This is a genomic window from Pseudomonas sp. NPDC086581 (assembly GCF_044746165.1).
Taxonomy (GTDB): Bacteria; Pseudomonadota; Gammaproteobacteria; order Pseudomonadales; family Pseudomonadaceae; genus Pseudomonas.
This window is the reverse complement of sequence record NZ_JBIVBR010000021.1, coordinates 1-24,734: the sequence shown is the minus strand read 5'-3', so window position 1 is coordinate 24,734 and position 24,734 is coordinate 1. Positions and strand designations below refer to the sequence as shown.

The 24,734-nt window shown below is 65.9% G+C and carries 24 protein-coding genes; 11 read left to right on the top strand and 13 right to left on the bottom strand.

Annotation, left to right across the window (positions count from 1 at the left end):
• Nucleotides 1-9: 9 nt before the first annotated feature.
• The 4 genes from ACIPK7_RS28400 to ACIPK7_RS28385 form a co-directional block, all read right to left on the bottom strand.
• On the bottom strand, nucleotides 10-405 hold the full coding sequence (locus tag ACIPK7_RS28400) for a hypothetical protein (protein ID WP_045214467.1): 396 nt from the start codon (nucleotides 403-405) through the stop codon (nucleotides 10-12).
• Nucleotides 402-989 (bottom strand): hypothetical protein, encoded by a 588-nt coding sequence (locus ACIPK7_RS28395; protein WP_401091635.1) that lies wholly within the window; start codon nucleotides 987-989, stop codon nucleotides 402-404. Before ACIPK7_RS28395 ends, ACIPK7_RS28400 begins: the two co-directional genes overlap by 4 nt.
• Before the next feature lie 222 nt (nucleotides 990-1,211).
• Entirely contained in the window at nucleotides 1,212-2,120 is a 909-nt protein-coding gene (locus tag ACIPK7_RS28390) for an alpha/beta fold hydrolase (protein ID WP_401091633.1), read from the bottom strand.
• Between the two features lie 42 nt (nucleotides 2,121-2,162).
• The gene (locus ACIPK7_RS28385; RefSeq protein ID WP_401091631.1) at nucleotides 2,163-2,999 is read right to left on the bottom strand and encodes a PhzF family phenazine biosynthesis protein; all 837 of its coding nucleotides are present in this window, start codon (nucleotides 2,997-2,999) and stop codon (nucleotides 2,163-2,165) included.
• A 386-nt stretch (nucleotides 3,000-3,385) separates the two neighbouring features.
• On the opposite strand from ACIPK7_RS28385, the gene ACIPK7_RS28380 reads away from it, so the two are divergent.
• Complete coding sequence (locus ACIPK7_RS28380) at nucleotides 3,386-3,754, top strand: hypothetical protein (RefSeq protein ID WP_401091629.1); 369 nt, start codon at nucleotides 3,386-3,388, stop codon at nucleotides 3,752-3,754.
• 36 nt (nucleotides 3,755-3,790) lie between these two features.
• On the opposite strand, the gene ACIPK7_RS28375 is transcribed toward ACIPK7_RS28380, so the two are convergent.
• Nucleotides 3,791-4,816 (bottom strand): ATP-grasp domain-containing protein, encoded by a 1,026-nt coding sequence (locus tag ACIPK7_RS28375; protein WP_401091627.1) that lies wholly within the window; start codon nucleotides 4,814-4,816, stop codon nucleotides 3,791-3,793.
• Between the two features lie 379 nt (nucleotides 4,817-5,195).
• Here ACIPK7_RS28375 and ACIPK7_RS28370 point away from each other — a divergent pair, with 379 nt between their 5' ends.
• Nucleotides 5,196-6,119, top strand: a complete 924-nt coding sequence (locus ACIPK7_RS28370; RefSeq protein WP_401091625.1) for a 2-hydroxyacid dehydrogenase — start codon at nucleotides 5,196-5,198, stop codon at nucleotides 6,117-6,119.
• 100 nt (nucleotides 6,120-6,219) lie between these two features.
• Entirely contained in the window at nucleotides 6,220-6,345 is a 126-nt protein-coding gene (locus tag ACIPK7_RS28365; protein ID WP_263866467.1) for a hypothetical protein, read from the top strand.
• A gap of 3 nt (nucleotides 6,346-6,348) precedes the next feature.
• On the opposite strand, the gene ACIPK7_RS28360 is transcribed toward ACIPK7_RS28365, so the two are convergent.
• Complete coding sequence (locus ACIPK7_RS28360) at nucleotides 6,349-7,191, bottom strand: LysR family transcriptional regulator (RefSeq protein ID WP_401091623.1); 843 nt, start codon at nucleotides 7,189-7,191, stop codon at nucleotides 6,349-6,351.
• Between the two features lie 116 nt (nucleotides 7,192-7,307).
• Here ACIPK7_RS28360 and ACIPK7_RS28355 point away from each other — a divergent pair, with 116 nt between their 5' ends.
• On the top strand, nucleotides 7,308-7,799 hold the full coding sequence (locus ACIPK7_RS28355; protein WP_192435755.1) for a DinB family protein: 492 nt from the start codon (nucleotides 7,308-7,310) through the stop codon (nucleotides 7,797-7,799).
• 29 nt (nucleotides 7,800-7,828) lie between these two features.
• Here ACIPK7_RS28355 and ACIPK7_RS28350 read toward each other — a convergent pair whose 3' ends face one another.
• Complete coding sequence (locus ACIPK7_RS28350) at nucleotides 7,829-9,043, bottom strand: MFS transporter (protein WP_192435754.1); 1,215 nt, start codon at nucleotides 9,041-9,043, stop codon at nucleotides 7,829-7,831.
• 211 nt (nucleotides 9,044-9,254) lie between these two features.
• Between ACIPK7_RS28350 and ACIPK7_RS28345 the strand changes: the two genes are divergently transcribed.
• Nucleotides 9,255-9,647 (top strand): GFA family protein, encoded by a 393-nt coding sequence (locus ACIPK7_RS28345; RefSeq protein WP_401091621.1) that lies wholly within the window; start codon nucleotides 9,255-9,257, stop codon nucleotides 9,645-9,647.
• Nucleotides 9,648-9,777: 130 nt separating this feature from the next.
• Nucleotides 9,778-11,715, top strand: a complete 1,938-nt coding sequence (locus ACIPK7_RS28340) for a tyrosine-protein phosphatase (RefSeq protein ID WP_401091619.1) — start codon at nucleotides 9,778-9,780, stop codon at nucleotides 11,713-11,715.
• A gap of 280 nt (nucleotides 11,716-11,995) precedes the next feature.
• Here ACIPK7_RS28340 and ACIPK7_RS28335 read toward each other — a convergent pair whose 3' ends face one another.
• Nucleotides 11,996-12,985 (bottom strand): AraC family transcriptional regulator, encoded by a 990-nt coding sequence (locus tag ACIPK7_RS28335; protein WP_401091617.1) that lies wholly within the window; start codon nucleotides 12,983-12,985, stop codon nucleotides 11,996-11,998.
• A gap of 241 nt (nucleotides 12,986-13,226) precedes the next feature.
• Nucleotides 13,227-14,735 (bottom strand): winged helix-turn-helix domain-containing tetratricopeptide repeat protein, encoded by a 1,509-nt coding sequence (locus ACIPK7_RS28330; protein WP_401091615.1) that lies wholly within the window; start codon nucleotides 14,733-14,735, stop codon nucleotides 13,227-13,229.
• 107 nt (nucleotides 14,736-14,842) lie between these two features.
• On the opposite strand from ACIPK7_RS28330, the gene ACIPK7_RS28325 reads away from it, so the two are divergent.
• Nucleotides 14,843-15,058 (top strand): DUF1127 domain-containing protein, encoded by a 216-nt coding sequence (locus ACIPK7_RS28325; protein ID WP_192435750.1) that lies wholly within the window; start codon nucleotides 14,843-14,845, stop codon nucleotides 15,056-15,058.
• A gap of 3 nt (nucleotides 15,059-15,061) precedes the next feature.
• On the opposite strand, the gene ACIPK7_RS28320 is transcribed toward ACIPK7_RS28325, so the two are convergent.
• Nucleotides 15,062-15,547, bottom strand: a complete 486-nt coding sequence (locus ACIPK7_RS28320; RefSeq protein WP_401091613.1) for a GFA family protein — start codon at nucleotides 15,545-15,547, stop codon at nucleotides 15,062-15,064.
• Nucleotides 15,548-15,691: 144 nt separating this feature from the next.
• Here ACIPK7_RS28320 and ACIPK7_RS28315 point away from each other — a divergent pair, with 144 nt between their 5' ends.
• Entirely contained in the window at nucleotides 15,692-16,594 is a 903-nt protein-coding gene (locus ACIPK7_RS28315; RefSeq protein ID WP_192435748.1) for a LysR family transcriptional regulator, read from the top strand.
• A 3-nt stretch (nucleotides 16,595-16,597) separates the two neighbouring features.
• Here ACIPK7_RS28315 and ACIPK7_RS28310 read toward each other — a convergent pair whose 3' ends face one another.
• From ACIPK7_RS28310 to ACIPK7_RS28300, 3 genes are all read right to left on the bottom strand, one after another.
• Entirely contained in the window at nucleotides 16,598-17,779 is a 1,182-nt protein-coding gene (locus tag ACIPK7_RS28310) for an iron-containing alcohol dehydrogenase (protein ID WP_401091611.1), read from the bottom strand.
• Nucleotides 17,780-17,895: 116 nt separating this feature from the next.
• The gene (locus ACIPK7_RS28305) at nucleotides 17,896-19,395 is read right to left on the bottom strand and encodes an APC family permease (protein WP_401091609.1); all 1,500 of its coding nucleotides are present in this window, start codon (nucleotides 19,393-19,395) and stop codon (nucleotides 17,896-17,898) included.
• Nucleotides 19,396-19,700: 305 nt separating this feature from the next.
• The gene (locus tag ACIPK7_RS28300) at nucleotides 19,701-20,015 is read right to left on the bottom strand and encodes a hypothetical protein (protein ID WP_401091607.1); all 315 of its coding nucleotides are present in this window, start codon (nucleotides 20,013-20,015) and stop codon (nucleotides 19,701-19,703) included.
• 294 nt (nucleotides 20,016-20,309) lie between these two features.
• On the opposite strand from ACIPK7_RS28300, the gene ACIPK7_RS28295 reads away from it, so the two are divergent.
• Genes ACIPK7_RS28295 through ACIPK7_RS28285 form a run of 3 tightly spaced genes read left to right on the top strand, consistent with a single transcriptional unit; the run spans nucleotide 20,310 to nucleotide 24,501 of the window.
• Nucleotides 20,310-21,086, top strand: a complete 777-nt coding sequence (locus ACIPK7_RS28295; protein WP_192435743.1) for an efflux RND transporter periplasmic adaptor subunit — start codon at nucleotides 20,310-20,312, stop codon at nucleotides 21,084-21,086.
• Nucleotides 21,083-22,399: an efflux RND transporter periplasmic adaptor subunit gene (locus ACIPK7_RS28290; RefSeq protein WP_401091605.1), complete on the top strand. Its 1,317-nt coding sequence runs from the start codon at nucleotides 21,083-21,085 to the stop codon at nucleotides 22,397-22,399. Before ACIPK7_RS28295 ends, ACIPK7_RS28290 begins: the two co-directional genes overlap by 4 nt.
• Before the next feature lie 2 nt (nucleotides 22,400-22,401).
• Entirely contained in the window at nucleotides 22,402-24,501 is a 2,100-nt protein-coding gene (locus tag ACIPK7_RS28285; RefSeq protein WP_401091709.1) for an HlyD family efflux transporter periplasmic adaptor subunit, read from the top strand.
• Nucleotides 24,502-24,734 lie beyond the last annotated feature (233 nt).

Here is a 24,734-nt window from a genome sequence, read left to right as displayed (position 1 = left end):
GGCCAGGGCTCAGGCTTCCGGTTTCAGTGCGATACCGCCGCAGTTGCCGCGGGTCAGCAGGTAGTCCACTTGCCGGGCGCGGTTGATGGCGACTCGGATTTCGCAGCTGGCCGAGTGGACGACATCGCCCCAGTATTCGGTGTGCACCAACTGGCCGTTCTGCGGGCCGGTGTAGGTGCCGAGCGCTTCACGGGAGACGTAGGAGGTGTCGCGGCGATAGATCAGCACGACCCAGTCGTTCTCCGGCGCAAGGCCGATATCGCTGGGCGCGCCGAAATGATCGATGGCGTCGCCGGCTGGACGGCCCTTCCAGTAACTGCGGGCCTGCGCCTCGGGCAGGGTGGGAATGGCGGAACAGCCGCCGAGCAGGATGGCGATCATTCCCAGTGCGAGTAGTCCTTTCATTGCACGCCCTCCTTGGCCGGTGCGTTCTTGACGGGCATCTGCTCGAAGCCCTTGTCGACCATTTCCAGGATCAGGTTCTTGGCGTGCTCGCGGTTGCGCAGCTGGAACAGGCCGGGAGCGGCCGAGACCAACTGCGCAGTGGGCATCTTGCCCAGCGGATACATCTTCTGCTCCACGTGGGCGTCCGGCTTGCAGAGGAAGTCACGGCTCTGGGCGATCCAGGCCTCAGGCTTTTTCTGCCACTCCTTGGAAACCTTCTTCTGGCGGATGTCGTTGTAGAACTTGTCGTAGTTCTGCGCGCCGTTGAGGCGTACGCGGTTCTTCGCGCAGTCGACCTCCACGTCATAGGCGGTGAAGGTCGGCTTGGCGCCTTCCTCGTAGAACTGATAGACGCCCAGCGAGCGCACGCTGTTCTTGCGGTCGTAGATGTTGGCGGGGTCGCCATCGATGACGAAGATTTCGTTCTTGTAGAGGCTGCCCTGCTGATGAATCAGCCAGAAATCGCCAGAGGGACCTTCCGCTTGCGCGGCGAGAGGGCTGCAAAGCAGCACTGCAGGCAGCCAGGGCCTGAGGGGCTTGAACATATCGGACATTCCTTTGCCGTTGTGATCGCCCGAGCGCAGCGCACCCCGACGAAAGAAGGATAGGAAACTAGAGGCGCAGGTTTTGATGGTCAACCTGCTTGTAGGAATTTTGTGACAGACGGCAGTGAAGTTTTTGTGGTGATTTGACGGAGTTGGGCGCAGTTAAGCTCCATTGGAACGAGGCTTCAGGTGGCTGAAACCCGCTCCCCGATGGACTGTCTCTCAAGGCGAAATAAAATCTCGAATCGCCTGGATCGTCTGCACAGGCGCCTCCTCCATCAGCCAGTGACCCGCCCCCGGCACCACCACTTCGGTGACGTTGTCGGCGGCATTGCGCATGACGATGGCTTCGTTGGCACCGAAGGATTTCTCACCTCCGACGGCGAGCACCGGCATCGTCAGGCGCATCTTGTTCGACGCCTCGTTGTCCACGGCATCCTGGCGAATGCTGTGGAACTGGGAGAAGGCCGCATGCATAGCGCCGGGGCGGGCGTAGAGCTTGGCGTAATGCTGCCGGGTGGCTTCGTCGACCTTGTGCGGGTCGCCGGCGAACTCGTTCCAGAAGCGATCCAGGTAGATGCGTTCGCGCCCGGATACCAGTCGTTCCATGTCGGGGCCGCCGAAGTCGAAGTGCCAGAGCATTGGCAAGCGGACGATGTCATTCCACGGCGGGATGCCGGGCAGCGGAGCGTCCATCACCACCAGGCGCTCGGTTTGCTGCGGATAGCGCGCCGCATAGGCGTAGGCGACCATGGTGCCGATGTCATGGCCGACCACCACCGAATGCTCGATGCCCAGCGAAGCCAGCACCGCGCGGATGTCGCCAGCCTGGGTTTTTTTGTCGTAGCCGCCGGCGGGGATCGATGACAGGCCCATGCCGCGTAGGTCCGGCACCACGACGGTGTGGTCCTTGGCCAGGTTCGCGGCCAGCGGCGCCCACATGTCACCGGTATCGCCGAAACCATGCAGCAGCACCACCGCCGGCCCGCTGCCACCGACGCGGACGTGGATGGTCGCGCCGTCTACGGTGATGTCCTGGGTTTGAAAGGTGGAGGGGAAGGCCGCCACGTCGGCGTGGGCCGGAACACTCAGGAGCAGCAGCAAGGATGCGGTCAGCAGGGAGCGGATCATCGTGGACTCTCCAGATGTCAACTGGAGGAGCGTAGCCCGCTTTTAGAAGAGAACCCTGCCGGAAATACAGCGCTGTACCGCTCCACCTACCCAGAGGATCCCGCCGGTGCTTTCGATCTGCAGGCGCCCCCGACGTCCGAGGGCGGTGCCCTGGCTCACGCTGTAGCGGTCGCTGAAGGTGCCCGTGCCGATCAGCCATTGAGCCAGGCCGGCATTGAGACTGCCGGTGACGGGGTCCTCGTTGCATTCCTCGCCCATGAAGGCTCTGACCTCCACATCGGCTTCCGCCGCAGGACCTTCCCACGGGGCAATGACACCAACATTCAGCCCCTGCAGTGCGGCGTAATCGGGCCTGATCCCCAGCACCTCATCGCGACTGGTGAGCAACACGCCCGCCCAACCGGGACCGTTGTCGACCCACTGGCTGGCGCGGATCTGCGCTGCAGTGAGGCCGAGACCTTGCTCGATGCGTTTTAGCGTCAAGGTATCCAACGGCCCGCTGCGCAGGAGCGGCGGGGCGGAGAAAGCCAGTTGCGTACCCCGGCGGCGGACACGAATCAGGCCCGCCGGGCATTCCTGAATTATCTCGACTAACTCGGGGTTGCCCTGCTGATCCAGCCACACCTTGCAGCTACCCAGCGTCGGGTGGCCGGCAAAGGGCAGCTCCCGCAGCGGGGTAAAGATGCGCACGCGGTAGTGCGCTTCCGGAGTTCGAGGCCTCAGCAGAAAGGTGGTTTCGCTCAGTTGCGTCCACCGGGCAAACGCCTGCATCTGCTCGGTGCTCAGCTCGTCGGCACCCACTACCACGGCCAGCGCATTACCTTCGTGGTGCTGTTCGGCAAAAACGTCGACCTGTTCGAACTGCAAAGAGAGTGGCATCGGATTTCCTTGATAGGTATCGGCGGACCAGTCCGAACCGGACGGCGAGGCTAGCCGTTACACGACGATTTTAAAAGGATGCCGGGATCTCGATGCTGTCCGCGACAGGCCGCTGTCGGCCGTTTCGGTGGAGGCATCGGTTTCGACCTCGAACGACGACGCTCGCTTATCGCAGCCTCTCTCGCGGCCCTTCTGTATTCCATTGTATCTGGCGGCCGCCCCGACATGCGCGGAGATGGCGGCGGCTGTTTTCGACATGGTGCAGATACCCCGAGGGTTCTTAATGGGCTCCAACAGCTCGGCGGTACGGCACGCACCTCAGGGGTCTCCGGTGCGTTGCGTCCCACTCAGATGAGCTGTTCCCTTACCCCTTGAGGATCGATGCCATGAAAAACCTGAAGACCTTCGTAACCGCCGTCGCCTTCTCGCTGGCTGGCATTGCAGTGCATGCGAATGCTGCTGCCGAAACCAGCTGTGCTCACGGCGCTGTGTGCTTCCAACTGACGCCCCCGGCCGACAAGAACCTGGCACCGCAGCTGGCGGAAGATGGCTCCAGTCGTACTCCGCTGGGCATGCGTGTGGACTCGGATGTGCCGGCACAGCAAACCCTTGCTGAGGACGGTTTCAGCAGAACGCCCCTGGGTATGCGCGAGCGCTCCGCGGAGCCTGCGCAGCAGACCCTGGCCGCCGATGGCTTTGGCCGGACGCCGCTGGGCAAGCGTGTGGCGTCGTCGCAGGATTCGGGTATCGCATGATGCCCGGCCGCAGCGCCCTACCGACCACCACCACTCTCAGCTCGCCAGCAATGACGGCCGATTCAGGTCGTCAGGCATGGCAAAGGTGGTTTCCATGTAACGTCGTGCATGGATGGCCGGTGCCGGGATCACAGGCGGATCGAGTGGCTCTGCCGAGAAGCAGCGCAAGTGATTGGCCACCATGTCGTAGCCGGAAAGATGACTGAACGCGACGCCGCCGGAAAAGCGTGGGTTGATGTCCATCACCAGCGGCCAGTCCCCGCCGACGAGGAACTCGATATTGATGCAGCCGTCCAGATCCAGCGCCACCGCCACCTGTGAAGCGGCATCAAGCAGTGCCGGTTCGTCGAGCATCCTGACGGTCACGCCCGCACCGTTGGAGGTTCGTACCAGCTCCTTGCGCGCCATGCCGGCCCATTGTCCCGTAGCCCGTCGGCGGACAATGTCCACAACGTGGACATCGCCATCCAGCAGGGGCTGCACGACATAGGGGCGGCTTTTCAACTTCTTTCTCAGGTAGGCCAGGTCATCCGCATCGAGGATGCGCGCCAGTCCTTCGCTGCTTCGGCCGTCACGCGGCTTGGCGTGCAGCGGGAATGGCAGGTCGTCCACCTCGGGGTCCTCCAGCTTCCAGGTCGGGATCGGGTGGATGACCGGATGATCCCGGAAGGTGTCATAGACCAGCCATTTGTCCCGGCTGATGCGGACGGTTTCGGCGGGAGCCATGCACAGGGTGACGCCTTGAGCGGAAAACTCCTGTCGGTGAAGGGTGAACGCATCGACCTCCAGGTCGATCAGCGGCAGCACGTGGGTCACCTGCTCCAACCGGCAGATGTCCAGCACGCTGGCGATATAGGCGGGGACGTCCCTGGCTGGCGGAACGCGGTGGAAGGCATCCAGCAGGGATGAAGTGGCTGTCCACTCCCGAGGAAGTGAGTTGATGCCCGCCACTCGGGCCCTGGGGACACGGCGCAGCGACTGGATGACCGCCTCGGCGCATAACGAACCGATGGCGGTGACCAGATAGGTCGGCGAGCGACCTGGAACCGATTGAATGTCCAATTGAATACTCTGCCAGCACTACGCCAATGAACAGGGCAGAACAATCACATCCTTCTTTTCAAGCCCTCGCCTGACTCAGCGCTTGTCCGTCCGCCTGGTGGGAAAGCGTCGAGCCCGAGTCTTCCAGCCTGGCACTCCTGCCATCCTTTACCTCGCTGTATATCGAGGCTGCGCGCAAGCTGCTTAAGAATTCGTGAAGATCAGGTCGGGATTTCGCAGTGGCGCGCCGGCCGATGGTCAGTGTCGGGGGCGCCTCCGCCGGCCGGGTGAACAGGGCGTGTCCGTCTGCGGGCCCGCAGTACTTCTACAGTGGTGGTCCTCTCGCAAGTCGGCTGGTTAACTGCCAGAACGTGCGAACAACAAGAGCGAGGAACAGGACGTGATTTTTCTTTACAACGCCGAACTCGAACACGCCGAGAAATGGCGAACCCTGCTTGCCGCCCAGGTGCCGGAGCTGGAATTCGTCGAGGGCTTCGAGGCGGTCGACCCGGCGCGGGTCACCTACCTGCTGACCTGGAAAGCAGTGGACGACATCGACCGCTACACCGGCTTGCGCGTACTGTTCGCGGCGGGCGCCGGGGTCGATCAGTTCGACCTGTCGAAGATCCCTGAATCAGTGGCGCTCGTGCGCATGGTCGATGAATCCCTGGCGGACATCATGGCCGAGTTCGTAGTGATGTCGGCGCTGGCGCTGCACCGCCAGATGCCGGCCTATCGCGTGGCCCAGGCCGCGCAGGTATGGGAGCCGCTGAATATCCTGCCGGCCGCGACCAGCCGCGTCGGTGTGATGGGGCTGGGCCAGTTGGGCCAGGCGTGCCTCGCGCAACTGCGCCATCTGAAATTCCAGCTGCTGGGCTGGAACCGCTCCGAGCGGCAGATCGACGGGGTAAAGACCTACACCGGTCCCGAGCAATTGGCGAGTTTCCTGTCCCAGTGCGACATCCTGGTCAACCTCCTGCCGTTGACCGACAGCACCCGCGGCATCCTCAACCGCGAGACGCTGGCGCAACTGCCCAAGGGTGCGGCGCTGATCAATGTCGGTCGAGGCGAGCACGTGGTGGAGGCTGATCTGGTCGCGGCGCTGGATGCGGGGCAGGTCGGCGCGGCTATCCTCGATGTCTTCCATGAGGAGCCGCTGCCCGAGGGGCATCCTCTGTGGTCGCACCCGCACGTCTGGGTCACGCCACACATCGCCAGCACCATGCAGGTGGAAGGTGGCGCGGCAGTAGTGGCGAAGAACATCCTGCGCGATCTGCAAGGCGCCGAACTGCTGCACACGGTGAATCGCCAGACCGGTTACTGAGGCGTTTCGCTTATCACTGAAATAGCCGGCGCGCGCTGTTTGTCCGTCACGGCACTTTCGATACTGGCGACTCCCAACTGCCGCTCAGGAAGTGCCGTTCATGGACCGCGAACCGATTGATGCCCGAGATTTCGCCCTCACCCATTTTGCCGCCGTCGCGCTGTGCGGCTCGCTGATCCTGGCGCTGGCGTTGTTCCTGGCGCGCGTGGGCGTGCTGCTGGCCTGAGGATCAGGCGGCGATGGCCTGGCTCAGCGTGCTGATCAGCGCGCGGGTCTGGGCATCGCGATGTGCGCTGTAGAGCACCACCTCGCGGGGCGGCAGCTCCGGCAAGCCGAAGCGTTCGCGCACATCCGTGCAACCCGCTGGCGCCATGCGTTCGACCATGGCGCCAATGCCGATGCCGGCCGACACCGCCGCGCCGATGGCGAGAATCCCCGAGCCGACGAAGGCTTCGCTCCAGCTACGGTTCTGCGCCTGCAGGGCGCTGGTGACCATGCTGCGCATGCCGCAGGGCGCCGGCTGGATGGCCAGGGGCAGCGGCGCGTCCTGTACCAGTTCGAACGACTCGGCGGCCATCCAGCCGAAGCGCTCGCTGCTGATCACCTCGCCGTCCTGGCGGCGGTTGTCGTGGCGCAGGATCAGAGCGATATCCAGCGCACCTTCCTCGTAGCTTTCCAGCATCTGCCGCGAGGTGCCCAGGCTGAAGGCGACTATCACCTCCGGATCGGTCTGCGCCAGGCGCTTGAGCCAATGGCTCAGGTCAGCGCCGAGGATGTGGTGGCTGACGCCGATGCGCAGGGTGCGGCGAGGCGTGTCGAAGCAGCGCAGGGTTTCGTCGTAGCTGGCCAGCAGGCGACGGGCGCTGGCGAGGAACACCGACCCTTGGGCCGACAGCGTCACGCGGCGCGGCGTACGCTCGAGCAGTGGGCGGCCGAGGGATTCCTCCAGACGCTTGATCTTCAGGCTGATGGCCGCCTGGGTGGCGCTGGTGACTTCGGCGGCGCGGGTGAAACTCTTCAGGTCGGCGACCAGCAGGAAGGCGCGGATGGCTTCGATATCGGGGGTTTTCATGGCAGCGAATCGTCCTGGGGGCTTTCGCCAGTCTGGCACCTGGGCCGGCACAACCCAAGCTTCGGATGCGCTACAGTGTCGCCTTCGTCTTGAGTAGCCGCTGACAAGGAATCGCGATGCTGAGCCAGGCCTTCGCCTACAAATGCTGGTCGGACCGCCGCGCGCTGGATGCCATCGCGCGGATTGATCCCGAGCGGTTCCCCGAGCAACACGCATTCGCGCTCCAGCAGCTCAATCATCTGGCGATTGTCGAGGACCTTTTCCGCGCGCGCCTGAGCGGCAAGGCGGATCCGCACCCGGCTACCAATACCCAGTCGGTCCCCGGCTATGACGAACTGCGCGAGCGCCTGCTGACCTCCGGCCAGTGGTACGTCGAGCAGCTTGCGGCGCTGACTCCTGAACGCGCGACGGAAGTCATCCGCTTTCGCTTCACCGATGGCCGCAGTGGCAGCCTTACCCGCGAGGAAATGTTCTTCCACATCCTCAACCACGCCACCTACCACCGCGGCTCCATCGCCCGCGCACTGGACCAGGCGGGAGTGGCGCACCCGGCGGATACCTACACGGTATTCGTGCACGCCACCCAGCCGGAGCGCCGCGAAGGCTGAAGACTCTGCGGCGCCGGCGGTCGCGAGGCTTACGCTTTCTTCCGGGTGGAAGGCAGCAGGATGGTCAGGCAGCCCAGCAGCGGCAGGTAGGAGCACAGCTTGTAGACGTACTCGATGCCGTGGATGTCGGCCAGGTGGCCGAGGAAGGCCGCGCCGATGCCGCCGAAGCCGAACATCAGGCCGAAGAACACTCCGGCGATCATGCCGACGTTACCCGGCACCAGTTCCTGGGCGTAGACCACGATCGCCGAGAACGCCGAGGCGAGGATGAAGCCGATCACCAGGCTGAGGATGCTGGTCCAGAACAGGTCGACGTAGGGCAGCGCCAGGGTGAAGGGCGTGACGCCGAGGATGGAGAACCAGATCACCGCTTTGCGGCCGATGCGATCGCCCACCGGGCCACCGAAGAAGGTGCCGGCCGCCACCGCGCCGAGGAAGCCGAACAGGTACAGCTGCGAACTGGCCACCGAGAGGTCGAACTTCTCGATCAGGTAGAAGGTGTAGTAGCTGGTGAAGCTCGCCATGTAGAAGTACTTGGAGAACACCAGCAGCGCCAACACCACCAGGGAGGCGGTCACCCGGCCCTTGGACAGCCCGTGGGTGGCTACGCCGCCGGTCTTGAGCTTGAACAGGTTGAGGTGGTGGCTGTACCAGCGGCTCAGGCCCCAGAGCACGCCGACGAGGAACACCGCGAACAGGCCGAAGTAGGCCACGTTGCCCTGGCCGTACGGAATGATGATGGCCGCCGCCAGTAACGGGCCGAAGGCGCTGCCGGCATTGCCGCCGACCTGGAAGGTGGACTGCGCCAGACCGTAGCGCCCGCCGGAGGCCAGCCGCGCGATGCGCGAGGTTTCCGGGTGGAAGGTCGAGGAGCCGATGCCCACCAGCGCCGAGGCCAGCAGGATGGCGTGGAAGCTGCCGACGAAGGCCAGCATGAGGATACCGATCAGCGTGCAGACGCTGCCCAGCGGCGCCAGCCAGGGCTTGGGATGGCGGTCGGTGTGGTAGCCGACCCAGGGCTGCAGCAGCGAGGCGGTGAGCTGGAAGGTCAGGGTGATCAGGCCGACCTGGGTGAAGCTCAGGCCGTAGTTGGCCTTGAGCACCGGGTAGATCGACGGCAGCACGGCCTGGATCAGGTCGTTGGTCAGGTGGGCGAGGGCGCACGCGCCGATCACGCGCATGACCAGCGGGCTGGCCTGGCTGGCCACGGACGGCGTGGCCAGGGAAGAAGCGGTGGTAGACATGGGACTCCGGGGCAGCAAGGTGTGGCGCGCGGGCAGGGCGCGCCGGGTTTCTCGTGTTTGGGTGCCCTATGCTAGGCATGGCCGCGACGGCTGTCTCACGCGATCCGGACGACGAATATCGCGAAACGGCCAAATCGGCCGTGCGTCGGCCCGGCGGACCGCAGGCCGGGGAAGCAGGATCAACCCCTCTCTACCCATCAGGAGGTGCACCATGGACCAGATCACCGGCGGCTGCCTATGCGGCAGCGTGCGCGTCGAAGTCAGCGGCCGGCCTTACCGGGTCGGCATCTGCCATTGTCTGGATTGCCGCAAGCACCATGGCGCGCTGTTCCACTCCTCGGCGATCTTCCCCGAGAGCGCCGTGTGTATCGAAGGCGACACGCAGGAGTATCAGGGGCGGTGCTTCTGCCCGCGCTGCGGTTCCTCGGTGTTCGGCCGCAGCGGCGACGAGATCGAGGTGAGTCTCGGCGCGCTGGACCAGCCGGACCGCTTCCAGCCCACCTATGAGCTGTGGACCTGCCGCCGCGAAGCCTGGCTCCCGGCGTTCCCGATGCGCCATCTCTATGAGCGCGACCGCGAGTCCGGCGGGCGCAGCGAAGACTAGCCGCACGGACAGAAAACGCAGCTCACGGACAGATCGCGCGCCCATTTGTGCCGGGCGCGGAACTGTCATATTCGAGACCCGAGCGCCACCGATAGTAGCCCCCGCCAACAAAGCTCAAAGAGGCTACATCGTGCTCCATCGCGCTCTGCTTTCCGCATCCACCCTCGGCCTGTCCCTGCTGAGCCTGTCCATCGCCTGCGCCAACGCAGCCGAGACCTACACCCTGGACACGCCGCACCTGGCTGGTATCGACAACTTCCGCGACATCGCCGGTACGACCACCGCGTACACCACCAGCAACGACGGCATGATGCGCTCCGGGGTGTTTTACCGCTCGAACGCACTGACGCCCAAGGGCACGGACCTGGCGGTGCTCAACAGCCTGGGCATCAGCAACGTGTTCGACCTGCGTACCCCGAGCGAGATCGCCGGCACGCCGGACACCCTCCCGGAGGGCGCGACCTACCAGAACATCGACATCATCGGCAGCACCACCTCCGGCGCCAACGTCACCAACATCTCCTTCACCAGCGCTGCCCAGGCCATCGAGATGATGGAGGAGACCAACCGCGCCTTCGTCAGCGACGCCGGCATGCGCGGCCAGTTCACCACGCTGTTCAACGAGCTGGCCGCCGCCGACGGCGCCGCGGTGTTCCATTGCACCGCCGGCAAGGACCGTACCGGCTGGACCGCCGCCGTGCTGCTGAGCATCGCCGGGGTGGACAGCCAGACCATCATGGAAAACTACCTGGCCACCAACGACTACACCGCCACGCGGGTCAAGGCGACCCTGGCGATGCTGCCGGCGAGCATGGCGGCCATCTATGAGCCGCTGCTGGGTGTGCAGGCCAGCTACCTGCAGGCAGGCCTGGACGAAGTGACCGCCGAGTACGGCAGCATGGACAACTACCTGAAGGAAGGCCTCGGCCTGTCCCAGGAAACCATCTACGTGCTGCGCGGCAAGATGGTCTACTACAGCACCCTGCCGGGCGTCGCCGGGCTTTCCGGCAACGCCGCTGCCGGCGCGCAGTTGCTGACCCAGTTGCAGAACAGCAGCCTGTCCGGTGCCTACACCGCCTACAACTACTACCTGCAGTCGGCCATCGACGCCGGCACCCTCGGTGGCGTCGAGTCCACCGTCGGCGGCCAGGTGCATGCGGATGCGGCCAGCTACCTGCTGCGCCAGGATGCGCTGATCGATCGCGCCGCCGCGCCCTATGCCAGCGGCGTCGATCTGAAGACCGGGCAGACCCGTCTGTGGACCACCGCGCTGGCCGGTTACCAGGGCAACTCCGAGACTTCCAACGCCGAAAGCAGCAACGAACACACCCAGGGCATGATGGTTGGCGTGACCCAGCGCTTCTCCGAGCAGCTCAGCGGCAACGCCGGCTTTGGCTACAGCAAGGGCAGCGTCGGCGGTGCCGGCGGTGACGTGGACACCGACCTGACCTTCCTCCGCGGCGGCGCGCGTTTCGCCCTCGATGGCCTGGAACAGGGCCTGTTCGTCGACGCCGACGTCAGTTACGGCTGGCTCGACTACAACAGCAAACGCGACATCGGCGGCGGCCTGGGCAAGGCCAAGGGCGACACCAACGGCAGCCTCAGCGGCGGCAGCATCGCGCTGGGCTATCGCACGGCGGTGTCCACCGTCACCCTGGAGCCGAGCATCGGCCTGCGCTACAGCCATCTGGATCTGGACAGCTTCCAGGAGAAGGGCAGCGAGCTGGCGCTGGACGTCGACGACATCAGCGAGAACCGCCGCAGCGCCTACGTCAACCTCAAGGCTTCCTTCGCTCCCGTGGCGCTGGGCAGCGGCTGGCAGATGGTGCCGGGCCTCGAAGTGGGCTACGACCACGCGCTGGGCGAGTACAAGGTCGACAGCGAGGGCCATCTGCTGGGCCTGGACGTTTCCCAGCGTGCCGCCTTCGACAGCCGCGACCAGTTCAGCGGCGCGTTCAGCCTGACCGCCAGCCAGGGCGACTTCAGCGTCGGCGCCGAAGTTGGCGCGCTGGGCGGCAGCGGCAGCCACGGTGCCAGCGGCAGCCTGAAGGCGAGCTACCAGTTCTGATCGGTACCGCTTTAAGAACGGCCCGTCGGGAATACCCGACGGGCCGTTTTCTTGCGCGCTCCGTAACCGTCTTTACCTGATTAGATTCGTGCCCGCTCACTCCCTCACCCCAGCCCTCTCCCAGGGGGAGAGGGAGCAGATCGTGCGGCTGACACCATGGTTTCATCCTGCGCCGGACGGTTCCCTCTCCCTCCGGGAGCGGGCTAGGGTGAGGGGGCTCAGCCTGAACACAGCGCTATCCGCCAGGGTGGCCGGCGGATAACCCGTTCCGGGTCACGCGCTACACGGGCAGCGTCAGGTTCCTGCGCAGGTCCGCCGGGCTCATGCCATAAGCGCTCTGGAAGTACTGGCAGAAGCGCCCGACATTGCTGAAGCCCAGCGCCAGGGAAATCTCGCTGACCGACTGCGCGCTGTCGTGCTGCAGCGCGTCGTAGGCACGCTGCAGGCGCACTTCGCGCTGATAGGCGACGATGGAGCTGCCGACGAAGCGGCGGAAGCCGTCCTGCAGGGCACGCAGGCTGACGCTGGTCAACGCGGCCAGGTCGCTGCCGCTGACCATCGCCTCCGGATGCTCCTGGATGTAATCCATGGCCAGCTTCACGTGGCGCGGAGCGATCTGCGGGGCGGGGCGCCTGAGTGCGTCGGTGTAGTTGTGCGGCCAGATTTCCAGCACCGAGTCCACCAGCATTTCCTGCAGGCGCGCCGGCATCAGTGCGCTGGAGTTGATCAGCAGGTCGAACTCGTTTCCGGTGGCCATGGCGACGATGGCCTTGATGCCCTGGAAGGCTTCGTTGCTCAGGTCCACCCGTGGCTGGAAGCGCACCTTGTGCGTGATCGGCCGGCCGAGCAGGGTCGCCAGACGGCGCGCGAACAGCGAACGGCGCACCGACAGGCCGTGGTGTGCATGCCCGTCGATGAAGCCGACCGAGCGCACCGAGGCCTTCTCCATGGCCAGTCCGACGCTGGGCAAGCCGACGCTGTCGCTGCACTGGTTGAAGACGACGCGGCCGGCAGTGGGGAAAATGAAAGTGATCTCGTCGTCCAGATCCGGCATCTCGGCCAGCAGGTCGCCGCGAAAGCTCAGGCGGCGGAAGCTCACGCCTTCGTAGCGACCGTAGACCCCACCGATGGCGATGGGTTTTTCGGGCCGTGGCATCCCGGAATAGAGGTTGCCGAACATCCGCGTGTACAGCTGGCCGAAATCGTCGGCGGTCATGTTCTCGGAGCGAATCAGGAACTGCTTGCGCGAGGTGCTCGTGTCTACCGTCATGGTCCGTCTTCTGGCAGCGCCGGTCGGGCCGCTCCGGCTGTTGTGTGCCGGGGTGCGGAATGTGGGCGAGCAAGTTAGCGGGCGTGGATTACAAATCTGTGATGCCGGCGCGAAGTCCGCCCGCCGTTTCAATCCAAGGGTGATGCAGGTGTAGGGCGCAAAACGCCCCCAGCGTTATCCGCCAGGGTGGCCGGTGGATAACCTGTTCCGGGTTATGCGCCCTACGAGGTGACGCAACCCGTCAATCCGGCAGGCCCGCCTTGCGGAAGCCTTCGACGAAGTGCTCGCGCACTGCCGCGTCCCGCAGTGGCTCGGTCTCCACCCAGTGACGGATGGTGAAGTCCGGGTTGGTGACCAGGAAGAACTCGGTTTCCGCACGGGCCTCGTCCAGCCGGTCCAGCTGCGCGAGGCTGGCGGCGAGGAAACGCCGCGAGCTGCTGCGGTAGGTCTCGTCGCGGCGCAGGGTCTGGATCGCGCCCTGGTAATCGCGCGCCGCGTACTGCGCCTGGCCCAGCGTCAGGTAGTACCAGCCGGCAGGGAAAGGGTTGAGGCGAAAGGCCCGGCGGATGTGCTCCAGGCCTTCGTCGATGCGACCGGCCAGTACCCTGACGTCGGACAGCGCGGTCCAGGCGTCGGCATCGTTGGGGTCCAGTTCGAGTGCTCGCTGGAACTGCGCGTCGGCTTCGGCGTACTGGCGCTCGTAGCTCAGCAGATAAGCCAGGCTCCAGCGGCAGCCGGCATCGTTGGGGTCAATGGCCACTGCCTCGCGCGCTTGCGCCAGGGCGGTTTCGCGCTCCAGCGGGGTCGGGCCGCCGCTGTGTATCCAGCCCATCCAGTGGTTCATCGCCAACCAGCGCCGCGCCTCGGCGTACTGCGGGTCGAGGGCGATGGCGCGGCTGAGCATCAGGTGTGCTTCCCGTGCAGCCAACGGCGAATCATCCATCAGCTGGCGGGCGCGCACGCAGAGTTCGTAGGCTTCCAGGTTCTTCGGCCGGTTGCGCGGCAGCGGCATGCGCAGGTGGCCGAGCAGGGCCTGGACGATCTGCCCCGTCAGTTGGTCCTGCAGGTCGAAGAGATCTTCCACGCGGCTCTCGAAGCGCTCGGCCCAGACATGTTCGCCGGTGCTGGCGTCCACCAGTTGCGCGTTGATCCGCACGCGCGCATCGGCACGCCGTGCGCTGCCTTCGAGCAGGTAGCGCACGCCGAGTTCGCGGGCGATCTCGCGCACGTCCATGGCCTTGCCCTTGTACGCGAAGGCCGAGGTGCGGGAAATGACGAACAGCCCGCCGACGCGCGAAAGCTCGGTGGTCAGGTCTTCGCTGAGGCCGTCGGCGAAGAGGGCCTGCTGCGGGTCTCCGCCGAGGTTGACGAAGGGCAGCACGGCTATGGATGGCTCCTCTGGCAGGGCCGGCAGCGGGGGCGTTGCGTCCGCTAGGCGCTGTACGGCAGCACTGAAACGGTAGCCGACACGGGGCACCGTGGTGATCCACGGGCTGCCGTCGGGTGCTTCGCCGAGCACCTTGCGCAGGTGCGCGATCTGTACGGTGAGGTTGCCTTCCTCGACGACAAGACCCGGCCAGGTGGCATCCATCAGCTCGGCCTTGGTGCGGATCTCGCCCGGCCGTTCGAGCAGGGTCTGCAGCAGGTTCAGCGCGCGAAAGCCGATGGCGACCGGCCGCTCGTCACGCCTGAGCACGCCGGTTGGGCCATCGAGCACGAAGGGGCCGAAAGCCAGACGCGGTTGCTGCATGACGCCCCCTTTGCAAGTTTTTGGAAGTGTTTGGCGCCGCTTGAGGACGGCATCGCGGGCGACCGCCATGCTCGGCCCCATGAGGCACGAGTCGAACGGAGGTTGCCATGAACGATACTCCCCGCCTGCTTTTGCCGGAAGCCTCGCTCCGGCCGTTCAGCCTGCTTTCCTTGATGCAGTTGCTGGCGCTCTGGCAGGCGCGTGCGCGGGTACGCCGGCAGCTCGCCTGCATGGCCAGGGCCAATCCGCACCTGATCGAGGACATCGGGCTGACGCGCCGCCAGGTGGCGCAGGAGATCGCCAAGCCGTTCTGGCGCGGGTGAACCTCACTGCTCCACGCCCAGGCGCTGGTGCCACTGGGCGATGGACTCCTGCGGGTAGTCGTCGAATTGCAGGTCATGTGGTCCGGTCTCCACCTCGACCCAGCTGGCCTTGGAGCGCAGCAGCAGGTGGGTGTGCTCGGGTGGCACCGGCAGCGGCGTATCGATGGCGGAGGCGAAAGGGTGGATGAGCTCCGGCCAGCGTGAATCGTAGAGCCACAGCCCGCTGCCGCACAGACTGCAGAAGTGCCGTTCGGCGCCGCTGGTGCGGGTGCGCTGGCCTTCCTCGCGCATCTTCGCGTGATAGATGCTGATGTGCTTGCGCCCGCGCACCTTGAGGCTGGCGGCGTCGCCGCCGAGGTTGATTGCATAGCCACCGCCGCCCTGAGTCTTGCGGCAGATCGAGCAGTAACAGCGTTGGTAAGGGTAGGGATGGGCGCTGTGCAGACTGAAGCGCACGGCGCCGCAGTGGCATGAACCTTCGAGCAGCATGGCGTCTCTCCGTGCTGGATGGTCTGTGAGGGGTATCTGAAGAAGGACTCGCGGGCGCGCCGGGGATTCCATCGGATCGCACCAGCGGGACTGGCTCCGCCCTCTGCAGTAGACTAGCCGCCCGCCCGGCGCCGGACTCTGCCCATGCTCAGGAATTTCACCGACCTCGATCTGCGCCTGCTGCGCATCTTCGCCTCCGTGGTGAAGTGCGGCGGCTTCACCGCGGCGCAGGCCGAGCTGAACATGAGCCAGTCGAACATCAGCATGCACATCGGCAGCCTGGAAAAGCGCCTGGGCTATCGATTGTGCGAGCGTGGCAAGGGCGGCTTCCGCCTGACGGCGAAGGGGCAGCGGATTCTCGAAGCGTCGCAGACGATGTTCGACGCCATCGGGCTGTTCCGCGACCAGGCGCAGGCGCTGTCCGGGCAACTGGTCGGTGAGCTGTACCTGGGGCTGGCGGACAACGTCACGACATTGCCGCAGGCGCGCTTCGACGAGACCCTGGCGGCCTTCCACGGCCGTGAGCAGGACGTGCAGCTGAACCTCTACGTGAACTCGCCCACCGAGCTGGAGCTGGCGGTGATCGACGGCCAGCTGGACCTGGCGATTTCCTACTTCAGCCGCACCCGGCCGACCCTGGATTACCTGCCGCTGTACACCGAGGAGATCGGCGTGTTCTGCGGCGAGCGCCATCCGCTGTTCACTGCGCGCAAGCCGACGCTGAAGCAGATCGCCGAGTACAACTGGGTGCGCCATGGCTTCCTGCCGGCGGACCAGGAACTGCCGTTCCGCCCCGAACGCAGCAGCGCCACCGCGCATCACATGGAGGCGGTGGCGCATTCGGTGCTGGCCGGCACGCACCTGGGCTACCTGCCGACCCACTACGCGAACATCTGGGTCGAGCGCGGTCGGATGAAGCCGCTGCTACCGGAGAAGCTCTGCTACGAGGTGACCCACAGCATGATCACTTACGCCGGGCGGCCCCGCAGTGAGGCCGCCCGCGCCTTTATAGAAGACCTGCTGAGCGTGCACGGCCTCGGCGGTTAACCCTCAGGCGAGTACGCCGTTGACCGCGTTGAGGTAGATGCGCGAGTAGTCCCCGGCTTGCAGTGGCAGGGCATTGGTCTCGGAGGAGGAAATGTCCGCCACGGCCTGCTCGCCGACCCATTGCGCGTCTTCGCCGTCCAGGCCCAGTTCCTTGAGCGTATGCGGAATGCCCACGGACGAGCGCAGTTCCAGCACCCAGCCGAGCAGACCGTCGAAACTGGCTTCCGGCAACTCCAGGTAGCGGGCGAGACGCGTGGCGTCCGCCTCGATGGCCGAGCGGTTGGCCACCAGCACATAGGGCAACAGCACCGCGTTGAGCAGGCCGTGGTGCTTGTGGTGCTTCGCGCCCAGCGGGTGGGCCATCGCATGCACGCCGCCGAGGCCTTTCTGGAAGGCCACGGCGGCGCTGGCCGAGGCCACCAGCATGCCTTCGCGGGCAGCGAGGTCGGTGCCGTTGTGCACGGCGCGCTGCAGATGTTCCTTGATCAGGCGCACGCCTTCGATGGCGACGCCGGCGGACATGGGGTGGTAGAGCGGCGAGAACAGCGATTCCAGGTGATGAGTCAGGGCGTCCATGCCGGTGGCGGCGGTGAGCGGCTTCGGCAGGCCGACGGTCAGCACCGGGTCGAGGATTACCGAGCGGGCCAGCAGTTCGCGGTGGCCGACGACGATCTTGATGCCGCGCAAGGTGTCGGTCAACACGGCTTCGCGGCCCAGTTCCGAGCCGGTGCCGGCGGTGGTGGGAATGGCGATTAGCGGCGGCAGGTCGAGGCGCGGATGATCGCCCAGGGTCGGGTAGTGCTCGATCAGCTGCGACCATTCGAAGTGGCGCAGCCCATCGGCGTCGCGGCTGAGCAGGGCGATGCCCTTGGCTGCGTCCAGCGCGCTGCCGCCACCCAGGGCGATCAGCGAGTCATGGCCGCCTTCGGCCAGGGCCAGGGCGCCGGTGGAGACTTCCTCCAGCGCAGGGTTGCTGGAGAAGCCGTGGAACAGCGCGTAGTCGATGCCGGCGGCTTCCAGGCGCCGACGCACTTCATCCAGCGGCGGGAGTTCGAGCATGCCGGGGTCGGTGACCAGCAGCGGCTTACGCATTCCGGCGAGGCGGCAGCGCTCGGCCAGTTGGTCGAGGGCGCCGACACCGCAGAGGATTTCCGTGGGGTAGTTCCAGTAGTTCAGGGTGGACATGGGAAGCTCCGGATTTCAGGCATGACCTGCCCGTGCCGGGGCTCAGGGCGGACCGGCAGGGCAGAAGGAAAGGAGAGGCGCCGGTGCGTACCGGCGCGGGTGATTCAGTCGACGGCTCAGCCGACCGCGCGGCCGGCGAAGCTCAGGCTGGTGGCGATGCGACGGTGCGGCTTGGCGATGAACAGGTAGGCCAGGCCGAACAGGGCGAGCACGGAGAACACCACGACCACCGCCCAGACCTGGAACCAGGGCGCGCCAGGCGGCGCGAGTATCTCCCGCGGCCAGGCCACGTTGATCGCCTCGAACACCAGCCAGACCACGGCGATGACGTTGACCACAAGGCCCTTGCGGCCCAGCTTCAGTGCGCCCTTGTCCGGGTCCCAGCGACCGCATAGGCGGGCATACAGCGCGCTGGCGGCAACGATCAGGAAGACGAAGAAGAAGCCGCCGCTGCCGAAGGCGATCAGCGTGCCGACCGCAGTGGCGTTCAGCCCCAGCGCCAGGCCCAGGCTCGCCAGCAGGGTGCTGCAGACCATCGCGGCCATTGGCACCTTGCGCTTGTCCACGCGGCGCAACAGGGCGGAGCCGGGAAGGATTTCATCGCGGGCCATGCCGAAGATGGCGCGGCCGATGTAGGTCTGCACCGACACCACGCAGGCAACAAATGCGACCAGCACGATGGCCACGAACGGCCGCTCGGCCCAGGCGCCGAAGGCGTCCACCACGGCGGGTGTCACCGGGTCGATGATCTGCCCGCTGACCACGGCGGCGGGGTCCTTGTACGACAGGGTGACGGCGAACGCGGTGAGCATCACAGTCAGCCCGACTACCAGCATCGAGCGCAGGATGGCGCGCGGGGTCGAGACGCGGGCGTCAGTGGTTTCCTCGGAAATCTGCGAGCAGGCGTCGAAGCCGAGGAAGGCCCAGCCGCCGACCGCCAGCGCGGTGAGGAAGCCCGACCAGTAGGTTCCGCCGGAGACTTCCAGGGCATTCAGGCTGCTGAACAGCAGCTCGAAGGAGTGGTTGCGGAAGAACAGCAGCAACAGCACACCGATGCCGATGGAAGCGATGGCCTCGGCGAAGATGCCTGCGTTGACGAAGTACTTCAGCGGATTGATGCCCAGCAGGTTCACTCCCAGCCCCAGGGCCAGCAGCGCCGCGCCGCAGAGCACCTGCACGTTGGCCGATGGCGGCTCGCCGATAACCAGCAGGCCGAGCCAGAAACCGCCCAGGTAGGCGACCGTGGTCAGCGAGGCGAGGGCGGAGGCGAGGTAGAGGAAGCCGGTGAACCAGGCCGCGCGGTCGCCGATCAGCCGGCGCACCCACTGGTAGCAGCCGCCGGCCAGGGGGAACTGCGAAGACAACTCCGCGTACACCAGCGCCACGGTCAGCTGCAGCAGAAGGCACAGGGGCACGATCCACACCCACGACGGCCCGACGCTCATGGCGCCGAGGGACATCACCGAGTAGATACCTACGACTGGGGAAATGGTGGCGAAGCCGACCGAGAAGGATGACCACAGGTTCAGCCCGCGATCCAGCTCCTGGCGATAGCCGTGGCTGGCGAGCAGGCTTTCGTCGCCATTGGCGGCGGTGGAGCGGCGAAGGTCAGACATGCCGGCCTCCGGTGTTGAGGAAAAAGGGGGATTCACGGCCAGGCATGAGCGAGCGAAGGCGCATGGGAGATCCTCGGGGCAGTTGGAGTTGTTATCGAGAACCCGCGTCTCTAGAGGACGGCTGAGTAGCTGGCGCTGTCAGTGCAGCGCGTAGCCAGAGTAGGGTGCTGCTGCATCATGAAAAATTCATATTTGATTGGGCTGACATCAATTTGGGCTGATGTTTGTAGGGCGATGGTCGCAATGATGCCAAGGCGGGCAGCGGATTGCTCTTCATGAAGCGAGCCGTGCCAGTCATCGCCGGTTCAACAGCAGGACATGGCGCAGGCGATGAAGGCGGTGGTCAGCGTGGTGATGGTCAGACCGATCAGAAACAGCGTGTCAGCGAGGCGCTCCAGGCTATGGTCACGCTGCAGCTTGCGGGTACGCAGGCCGAAGCAGGCGGCGAGGGTGGTGGCCAGGTAGATCACCGTGATTGCCGCGAGCACGTCCTGGCTGATCAGGTCGACGCGGTGTTGGCCGATGATGATGCGCAGGATGCCGACCACCGTCAGGCACACGCCGACCATGGCGCCGGATGCGCTGACCGCCCGCCCGCTGCCGGCCCTGCGCGGCAGCATCATGACTCACTTGGTGCCCCACGGCCTGGTCGACCATGACCAGCAACTGCGCAAGCCAGACGAGGCCGAGGTGTTCATCCTCGCCCACGCCCACACCGTCGGCGGCGTGCTGCGAGCCCTGTTGGACCGCTGGCGCCGGGGCGGCGTGAGGTCATCGAAGAAGCGCTGGTGCAACTGGTGTTGGGCTACTACCGCGATTCCACCGCGAATAAATAGTGGCAGAGTGCTCGGCGGATATTTCCTACGCCTCTGCGCTCACATAGACTTCGCGCTTCGTGAAGAGGAGGGCGAGGGATGCGCAGGCAGGTGGTGTGGGGAATCTGGAGTTTGCTGGCCCTGGCGGTCGGTGCGCAGGCGACGGAGCCCGCGCCTGATCCTTTGTTGCCGGTTTCCTCCAGCGATGCCGGGGGCAGCCGGGACATTCGTGGCGTATTGCACGCCCGTGAGCAGGCGATGCTGTCGAGCGAGCTGGCCGGGCGGATTCTCGAGATGCCCTTTGCCGAAGGGCAGTCCTTCAAGAAGGGCGATGTCCTGGTGCGCTTCGACTGTTCCGCCTACCAGGCCCAGCTCAATGCCGCCCAGGCAGGCGTACGCGCCGCGTCTGAGGAGCTTTCCCACAACCGCCAACTGGCCGCGCTGAACTCCGTGGGGCGTTATGAAGTCGCGCTGGCCGAGGCCAAGCAGGCCGAAGCCCAGGCCCAGGCCCAGGTCTATCAGGTGCAGGTGCGCCGTTGCGGCGTGCAGGCGCCTTACGATGGCCAGGTGGTGCAGCGCAAGGCGCAGCCTTTTGAAAGCGTCGCCAGCGGCTCGCCTCTGCTGGAGATCGTCGACAACCGCAGCCTGGAAATTCGCCTGCTGGTGCCTTCGCGCTGGTTGTCGAAGCTCAAACCGGGCACACAATTCAGCTTCACCCCTGACGAAACTGGCCAGTCGCTGCAAGTCGAGATCAAGCGCCTGGGCGCGCGCATCGACGAAGCCAGCCAGACACTCCTGTTGATTGCCAACGTGCCGCCCACCGCTGGGCTGGTCGCTGGCATGAGCGGTACCGCGCAGTTCGCGGAAGCGCCATGAACGCCGCCGCCAGCGGCACCGAGCGAGCCTTCGCCCAGTATCTGGGGCTGCAGCGCCAGGCGCGTGCAGCCGATAGCCTGGAGCGCCTGTGCTTCGCCATGGTCAACGACGGCCAGGCCCTCTTCGGCTTTCGCCATGGTGCGCTGGTCATCGCCGGCAAGGTTCGTGCGCTGACCGGCATCAGCCAGGTCGAGCCGAACGCCCCGTTCGTGGCCTACATCGAGGGTGCCTGCAGTGAGCTGCACGCGGCGGGGCTGCTGGACGAGCCCGGTGCCGTTGATTGCCACCTGCTGAGTGAACAACTGCGCCTGGACCAGCAACAGATGAGCCTGCCGCAGGTGTTCTGGCTGCCCCTGCGCGACCGTGCCGGAATCTGTTTCGGCGGTCTGTGGCTGGCGCGGGAGCAACCGTGGAATTCGGCAGAACACGCCTTGCTGATGGAACTGGGCGAAACCTACTCCCACGCTTGGCTGGCCCTCCAGCCGCGCCTTCCGTGGCGTCTGCGCTGGCCGAAAAGGCGCCTTGCGGTAGCGCTGGGAGCCGCTGCGTTGCTGTTGCTGCTGCCGATCCGCCAGTCGGCCCTGGCGCCGGCGGAAGTCGTGCCCAAGGGGGGGCGGGTGATTGCTGCGCCGCTGGACGGCGTGATCGCCCAGGTGGTCGTGCGACCGAACCAGACGGTGCAACGCGGCGACCTGCTGGTGCGCTTCGATGCCACCACCCTCAAAGCCCAGGCGGATGTCGCCGAGCGCGCCCTTGCGGTCGCCGAGGCGGAGTTGAAAGCGAATAGTCAGCGTGCCTTCCAGGATGGCGAATCGGCGGCGCGGCTGGACCTGCTGGCCGCCCGTGTCGAGCAGAAACGCGCTGAGCGCGACTACGCCCGCGACTTGCTGCAACGCAGCGAAGTGCGCGCAGAACAGAGCGGTGTGGCGGTGTTTGCCGACGCCGAACGCTGGACGGGCAAGCCGGTGCGCACGGGCGAGCGCCTGATGGAGATTGCCGATCCGCAGAGTGCCGAACTGCGCATCGAATTGCCGACCGGCAACGTCATGCAGTTGGACAATGACGCGGAGGTGGCGCTGTTTCTCGACAACCAGCCGCTGACCTCGGTGCCGGCGCGTTTGCAGCGCATCGGCTATGAAGCCGAGCCGGTGCCTGGCGGTGGGCTGGCCTACCGCCTGCTGGCTGGCTTCGACGAGGCCCCGCCGCGCATCGGCCTGCGCGGCACCGCCAAGCTCTATGGCGAACGGGCGCCGCTGGGCTATTACCTGTTGCGCCGGCCGCTGACGGCCCTGCGCCAGACCCTGGGGCTATGACCTTGAGCCTGCCGGCGCTGCGTGACGACCTGCAGCTGTCCGAGGCCGCCCCGGCCTTCGACGGTGCCGCCCAATGGGTGCTAAACGACCCTTTGCGCGGTCGCTATTTCAAGCTCGGCGAAGCCGCCGTGCGGCTGTTACGCCAATGGGCGCTGGGCGCGCCGCTGGCGGTGCTGGCCGCGGCCAATCAGGGCTCCGGCCGCGCGCTGGGCGAAGACGACTTGGCCCAGCTTGAGCGTTTTCTGCGTGAGCATGACCTGATCGCCGCCAGCGACCCGCAGCAGCGGGCCAGCTACTCGGCCAAAGTCGACGCCCGGCGCGAAAGCGTGTGGCAGAAGGCGTTGCACCAGTATCTGTTCTTCCGGATTCCGCTGTGGCGGCCCGATCCGTTCCTCAACCGTACCTGGCCCTGGCTGGCTCGGCACGGTGGCGCGTTGCTGCGCTACGGATTGCCTCTCGTGCTGGCGCTGGGGTTGTTCCTGATGGCCCGCGATTGGGATCGTTTCATCGGCAGTTTTTCCTACCTGTTCAGTTGGTCCGGTGCGGCGGCTTTCGGTATTGCCCTTTGGCTGGCCAAGTTCTGCCATGAGCTGGGGCACGCCTATATGGCCAAGCGCGCCGGTTGTCGGGTGCACAGCATGGGGATTGCCTTCGTGGTGCTGCTGCCGATGTTCTACACCGACGTGTCCGACGCGTGGCGCGTGAGGGATCGCCGTAGCCGCCTGCTGATCGGTGCCGGTGGTGTGCTGGCGGAAATGCTCCTGGCCTGCGTGGCCCTGCTGGCCTGGTCGCTGTTGGCCGATGGGCCGATGCGCACGGCGGCGTTCCTGCTGGCGAGCGCCACCTGGCTGACCACGGTGGCGATCAACCTCAACCCGTTCCTGCGCTTCGACGGTTACTTCCTGCTAGGCGACCTGCTGGGCGTGGACAACCTCCAGGGACGTGCCTTCGCCCTGTGCCGCTGGCGCCTGCGCGAGACGCTGTTCGGTTACGGCGCACCGATGCCCGAACCTTTGCCACCGACGCTGCGCCGACGCCTGCTGGCGTGGGGCTATGCCTCCTGGGTCTGGCGTGCGCTGCTTTTCTTTGGCATCGCTTTGGCGGTTTATCACCTGTTCTTCAAGGCGCTGGGTATCTTCCTGATGCTGGTGGAGCTGGGCTGGTTCATTGCTTTGCCGATCTTCCGCGAGCTGAAGTTCTGGTGGCAGAACCGCGAACATGCGCAACCGCGCCGCAGCCTGCCGACCCTGGCCGGGCTGGCACTGATCGGCCTGTTGCTCCTGGTGCCCTGGCGCACGTCGGTGGAAGTGCCGGCGGTGCTGGAGGCTTCGCAGGTCAGCGAGCTGCATACCCCCGTGGGAGCGCAGGTTACCCGCCTGCTGGTCAGCCAGGGGCAGGCAGTGAAAGTGGGCGAGCCGCTGCTGGAACTGGCCTCGCCGGACCTTGAGGCGCGCCTGAGGATCGTCGGTCTGCAACTGCGCTCGCTGCAGTTGCAGATCGCCCGTAGCCGGGCCAACCCACTGATGGTCGCCGATGCCGGCGTGCTGGAAAGCCAGCTCGCGCAGCAACTGGCGGACTACCGTGGGCTGGCTGCCGAACGCGAGCGCCTGCTGCTGCGTGCGCCGCAGGATGGCGTGGTGCGCGATCTCGACCGCGGCTTGCAGGCAGGCGTCTGGCTGGCGCCGGACCAGGTTCTGCTTCGCGTGGTCGGGCAGCAGCGGCCCAAGCTGCGCGGTTATGTCGAGCAGCAGTCGCTGGAGCGCCTGGCGTTGGGCGTTGAGGGCCGTTTCGTGGCCGAGGATCCGGGGCTGCCGTCGTTGCCGGTGCGCTTGAGTGAGCTGGATGCAACCAGCAGCGCAACCCTGGCGCTGCCACTGCTGGCGTCGGACCAGGGCGGCCCGTTGGCCGTACGCCGCGATGCGGAGCAACGTGCGGTCCCCGAACACGCCCAGTACGGCGCGCGTCTGGAGCTAGTGGCTGACCACCCGGCGCCGGTCCAGGCCGTGCGCGGCGTGGCCAGCTTGCAGGGGCGCAGTGAGTCGCTGCTCGGCGGCTTCCTGCGGCGCCTGGCGGCGGTGGGGGTTCGGGAGAGCGGCTTCTAGCGCGTAGATGTCTACTCCGGGCCTTGCCTGGAGTGGGCGGTCGGCGGGCGTGTCTATGCTCCCGCGGTCAGTCCGAAAAATCTGTACGAAATTTCCCAGACCGAATAGCATCCCGCAATTGCAAAGTGCCATTGAGTTGTTGCGCAGGGATGCAGAATTTCCACTTCATATCGGGTTTGCCGCGCTCGGGCAGTACGCTGCTGTCCGCCATCCTGCTGCAAAACCCACGCTTC

Excerpts from the sequence above, each read along its gene's own strand:
- ACIPK7_RS28355 (WP_192435755.1), top strand. The coding sequence starts at position 7,308 with ATGCTGAGCCAGGCCTTCGCCTACAAATGCTGGTCGGACCGCCGCGCG.
- ACIPK7_RS28360 (WP_401091623.1), bottom strand. The coding sequence starts at position 7,191 with ATGAAAACCCCCGATATCGAAGCCATCCGCGCCTTCCTGCTGGTCGCC.
- ACIPK7_RS28310 (WP_401091611.1), bottom strand. The coding sequence starts at position 17,779 with ATGTCCACCCTGAACTACTGGAACTACCCCACGGAAATCCTCTGCGGT.
- ACIPK7_RS28325 (WP_192435750.1), top strand. The coding sequence starts at position 14,843 with ATGAACGATACTCCCCGCCTGCTTTTGCCGGAAGCCTCGCTCCGGCCG.
- ACIPK7_RS28365 (WP_263866467.1), top strand. The coding sequence starts at position 6,220 with ATGGACCGCGAACCGATTGATGCCCGAGATTTCGCCCTCACCCATTTT.
- ACIPK7_RS28300 (WP_401091607.1), bottom strand. The coding sequence starts at position 20,015 with ATGCTGCCGCGCAGGGCCGGCAGCGGGCGGGCGGTCAGCGCATCCGGC.
- ACIPK7_RS28335 (WP_401091617.1), bottom strand. The coding sequence starts at position 12,985 with ATGACGGTAGACACGAGCACCTCGCGCAAGCAGTTCCTGATTCGCTCC.
- ACIPK7_RS28295 (WP_192435743.1), top strand. The coding sequence starts at position 20,310 with ATGCGCAGGCAGGTGGTGTGGGGAATCTGGAGTTTGCTGGCCCTGGCG.
- ACIPK7_RS28385 (WP_401091631.1), bottom strand. The coding sequence starts at position 2,999 with ATGCCACTCTCTTTGCAGTTCGAACAGGTCGACGTTTTTGCCGAACAG.
- ACIPK7_RS28330 (WP_401091615.1), bottom strand. The coding sequence starts at position 14,735 with ATGCAGCAACCGCGTCTGGCTTTCGGCCCCTTCGTGCTCGATGGCCCA.
- ACIPK7_RS28305 (WP_401091609.1), bottom strand. The coding sequence starts at position 19,395 with ATGTCTGACCTTCGCCGCTCCACCGCCGCCAATGGCGACGAAAGCCTG.
- ACIPK7_RS28380 (WP_401091629.1), top strand. The coding sequence starts at position 3,386 with ATGAAAAACCTGAAGACCTTCGTAACCGCCGTCGCCTTCTCGCTGGCT.
- ACIPK7_RS28390 (WP_401091633.1), bottom strand. The coding sequence starts at position 2,120 with ATGATCCGCTCCCTGCTGACCGCATCCTTGCTGCTGCTCCTGAGTGTT.
- ACIPK7_RS28345 (WP_401091621.1), top strand. The coding sequence starts at position 9,255 with ATGGACCAGATCACCGGCGGCTGCCTATGCGGCAGCGTGCGCGTCGAA.
- ACIPK7_RS28400 (WP_045214467.1), bottom strand. The coding sequence starts at position 405 with ATGAAAGGACTACTCGCACTGGGAATGATCGCCATCCTGCTCGGCGGC.
- ACIPK7_RS28290 (WP_401091605.1), top strand. The coding sequence starts at position 21,083 with ATGAACGCCGCCGCCAGCGGCACCGAGCGAGCCTTCGCCCAGTATCTG.
- ACIPK7_RS28395 (WP_401091635.1), bottom strand. The coding sequence starts at position 989 with ATGTTCAAGCCCCTCAGGCCCTGGCTGCCTGCAGTGCTGCTTTGCAGC.
- ACIPK7_RS28350 (WP_192435754.1), bottom strand. The coding sequence starts at position 9,043 with ATGTCTACCACCGCTTCTTCCCTGGCCACGCCGTCCGTGGCCAGCCAG.
- ACIPK7_RS28315 (WP_192435748.1), top strand. The coding sequence starts at position 15,692 with ATGCTCAGGAATTTCACCGACCTCGATCTGCGCCTGCTGCGCATCTTC.
- ACIPK7_RS28320 (WP_401091613.1), bottom strand. The coding sequence starts at position 15,547 with ATGCTGCTCGAAGGTTCATGCCACTGCGGCGCCGTGCGCTTCAGTCTG.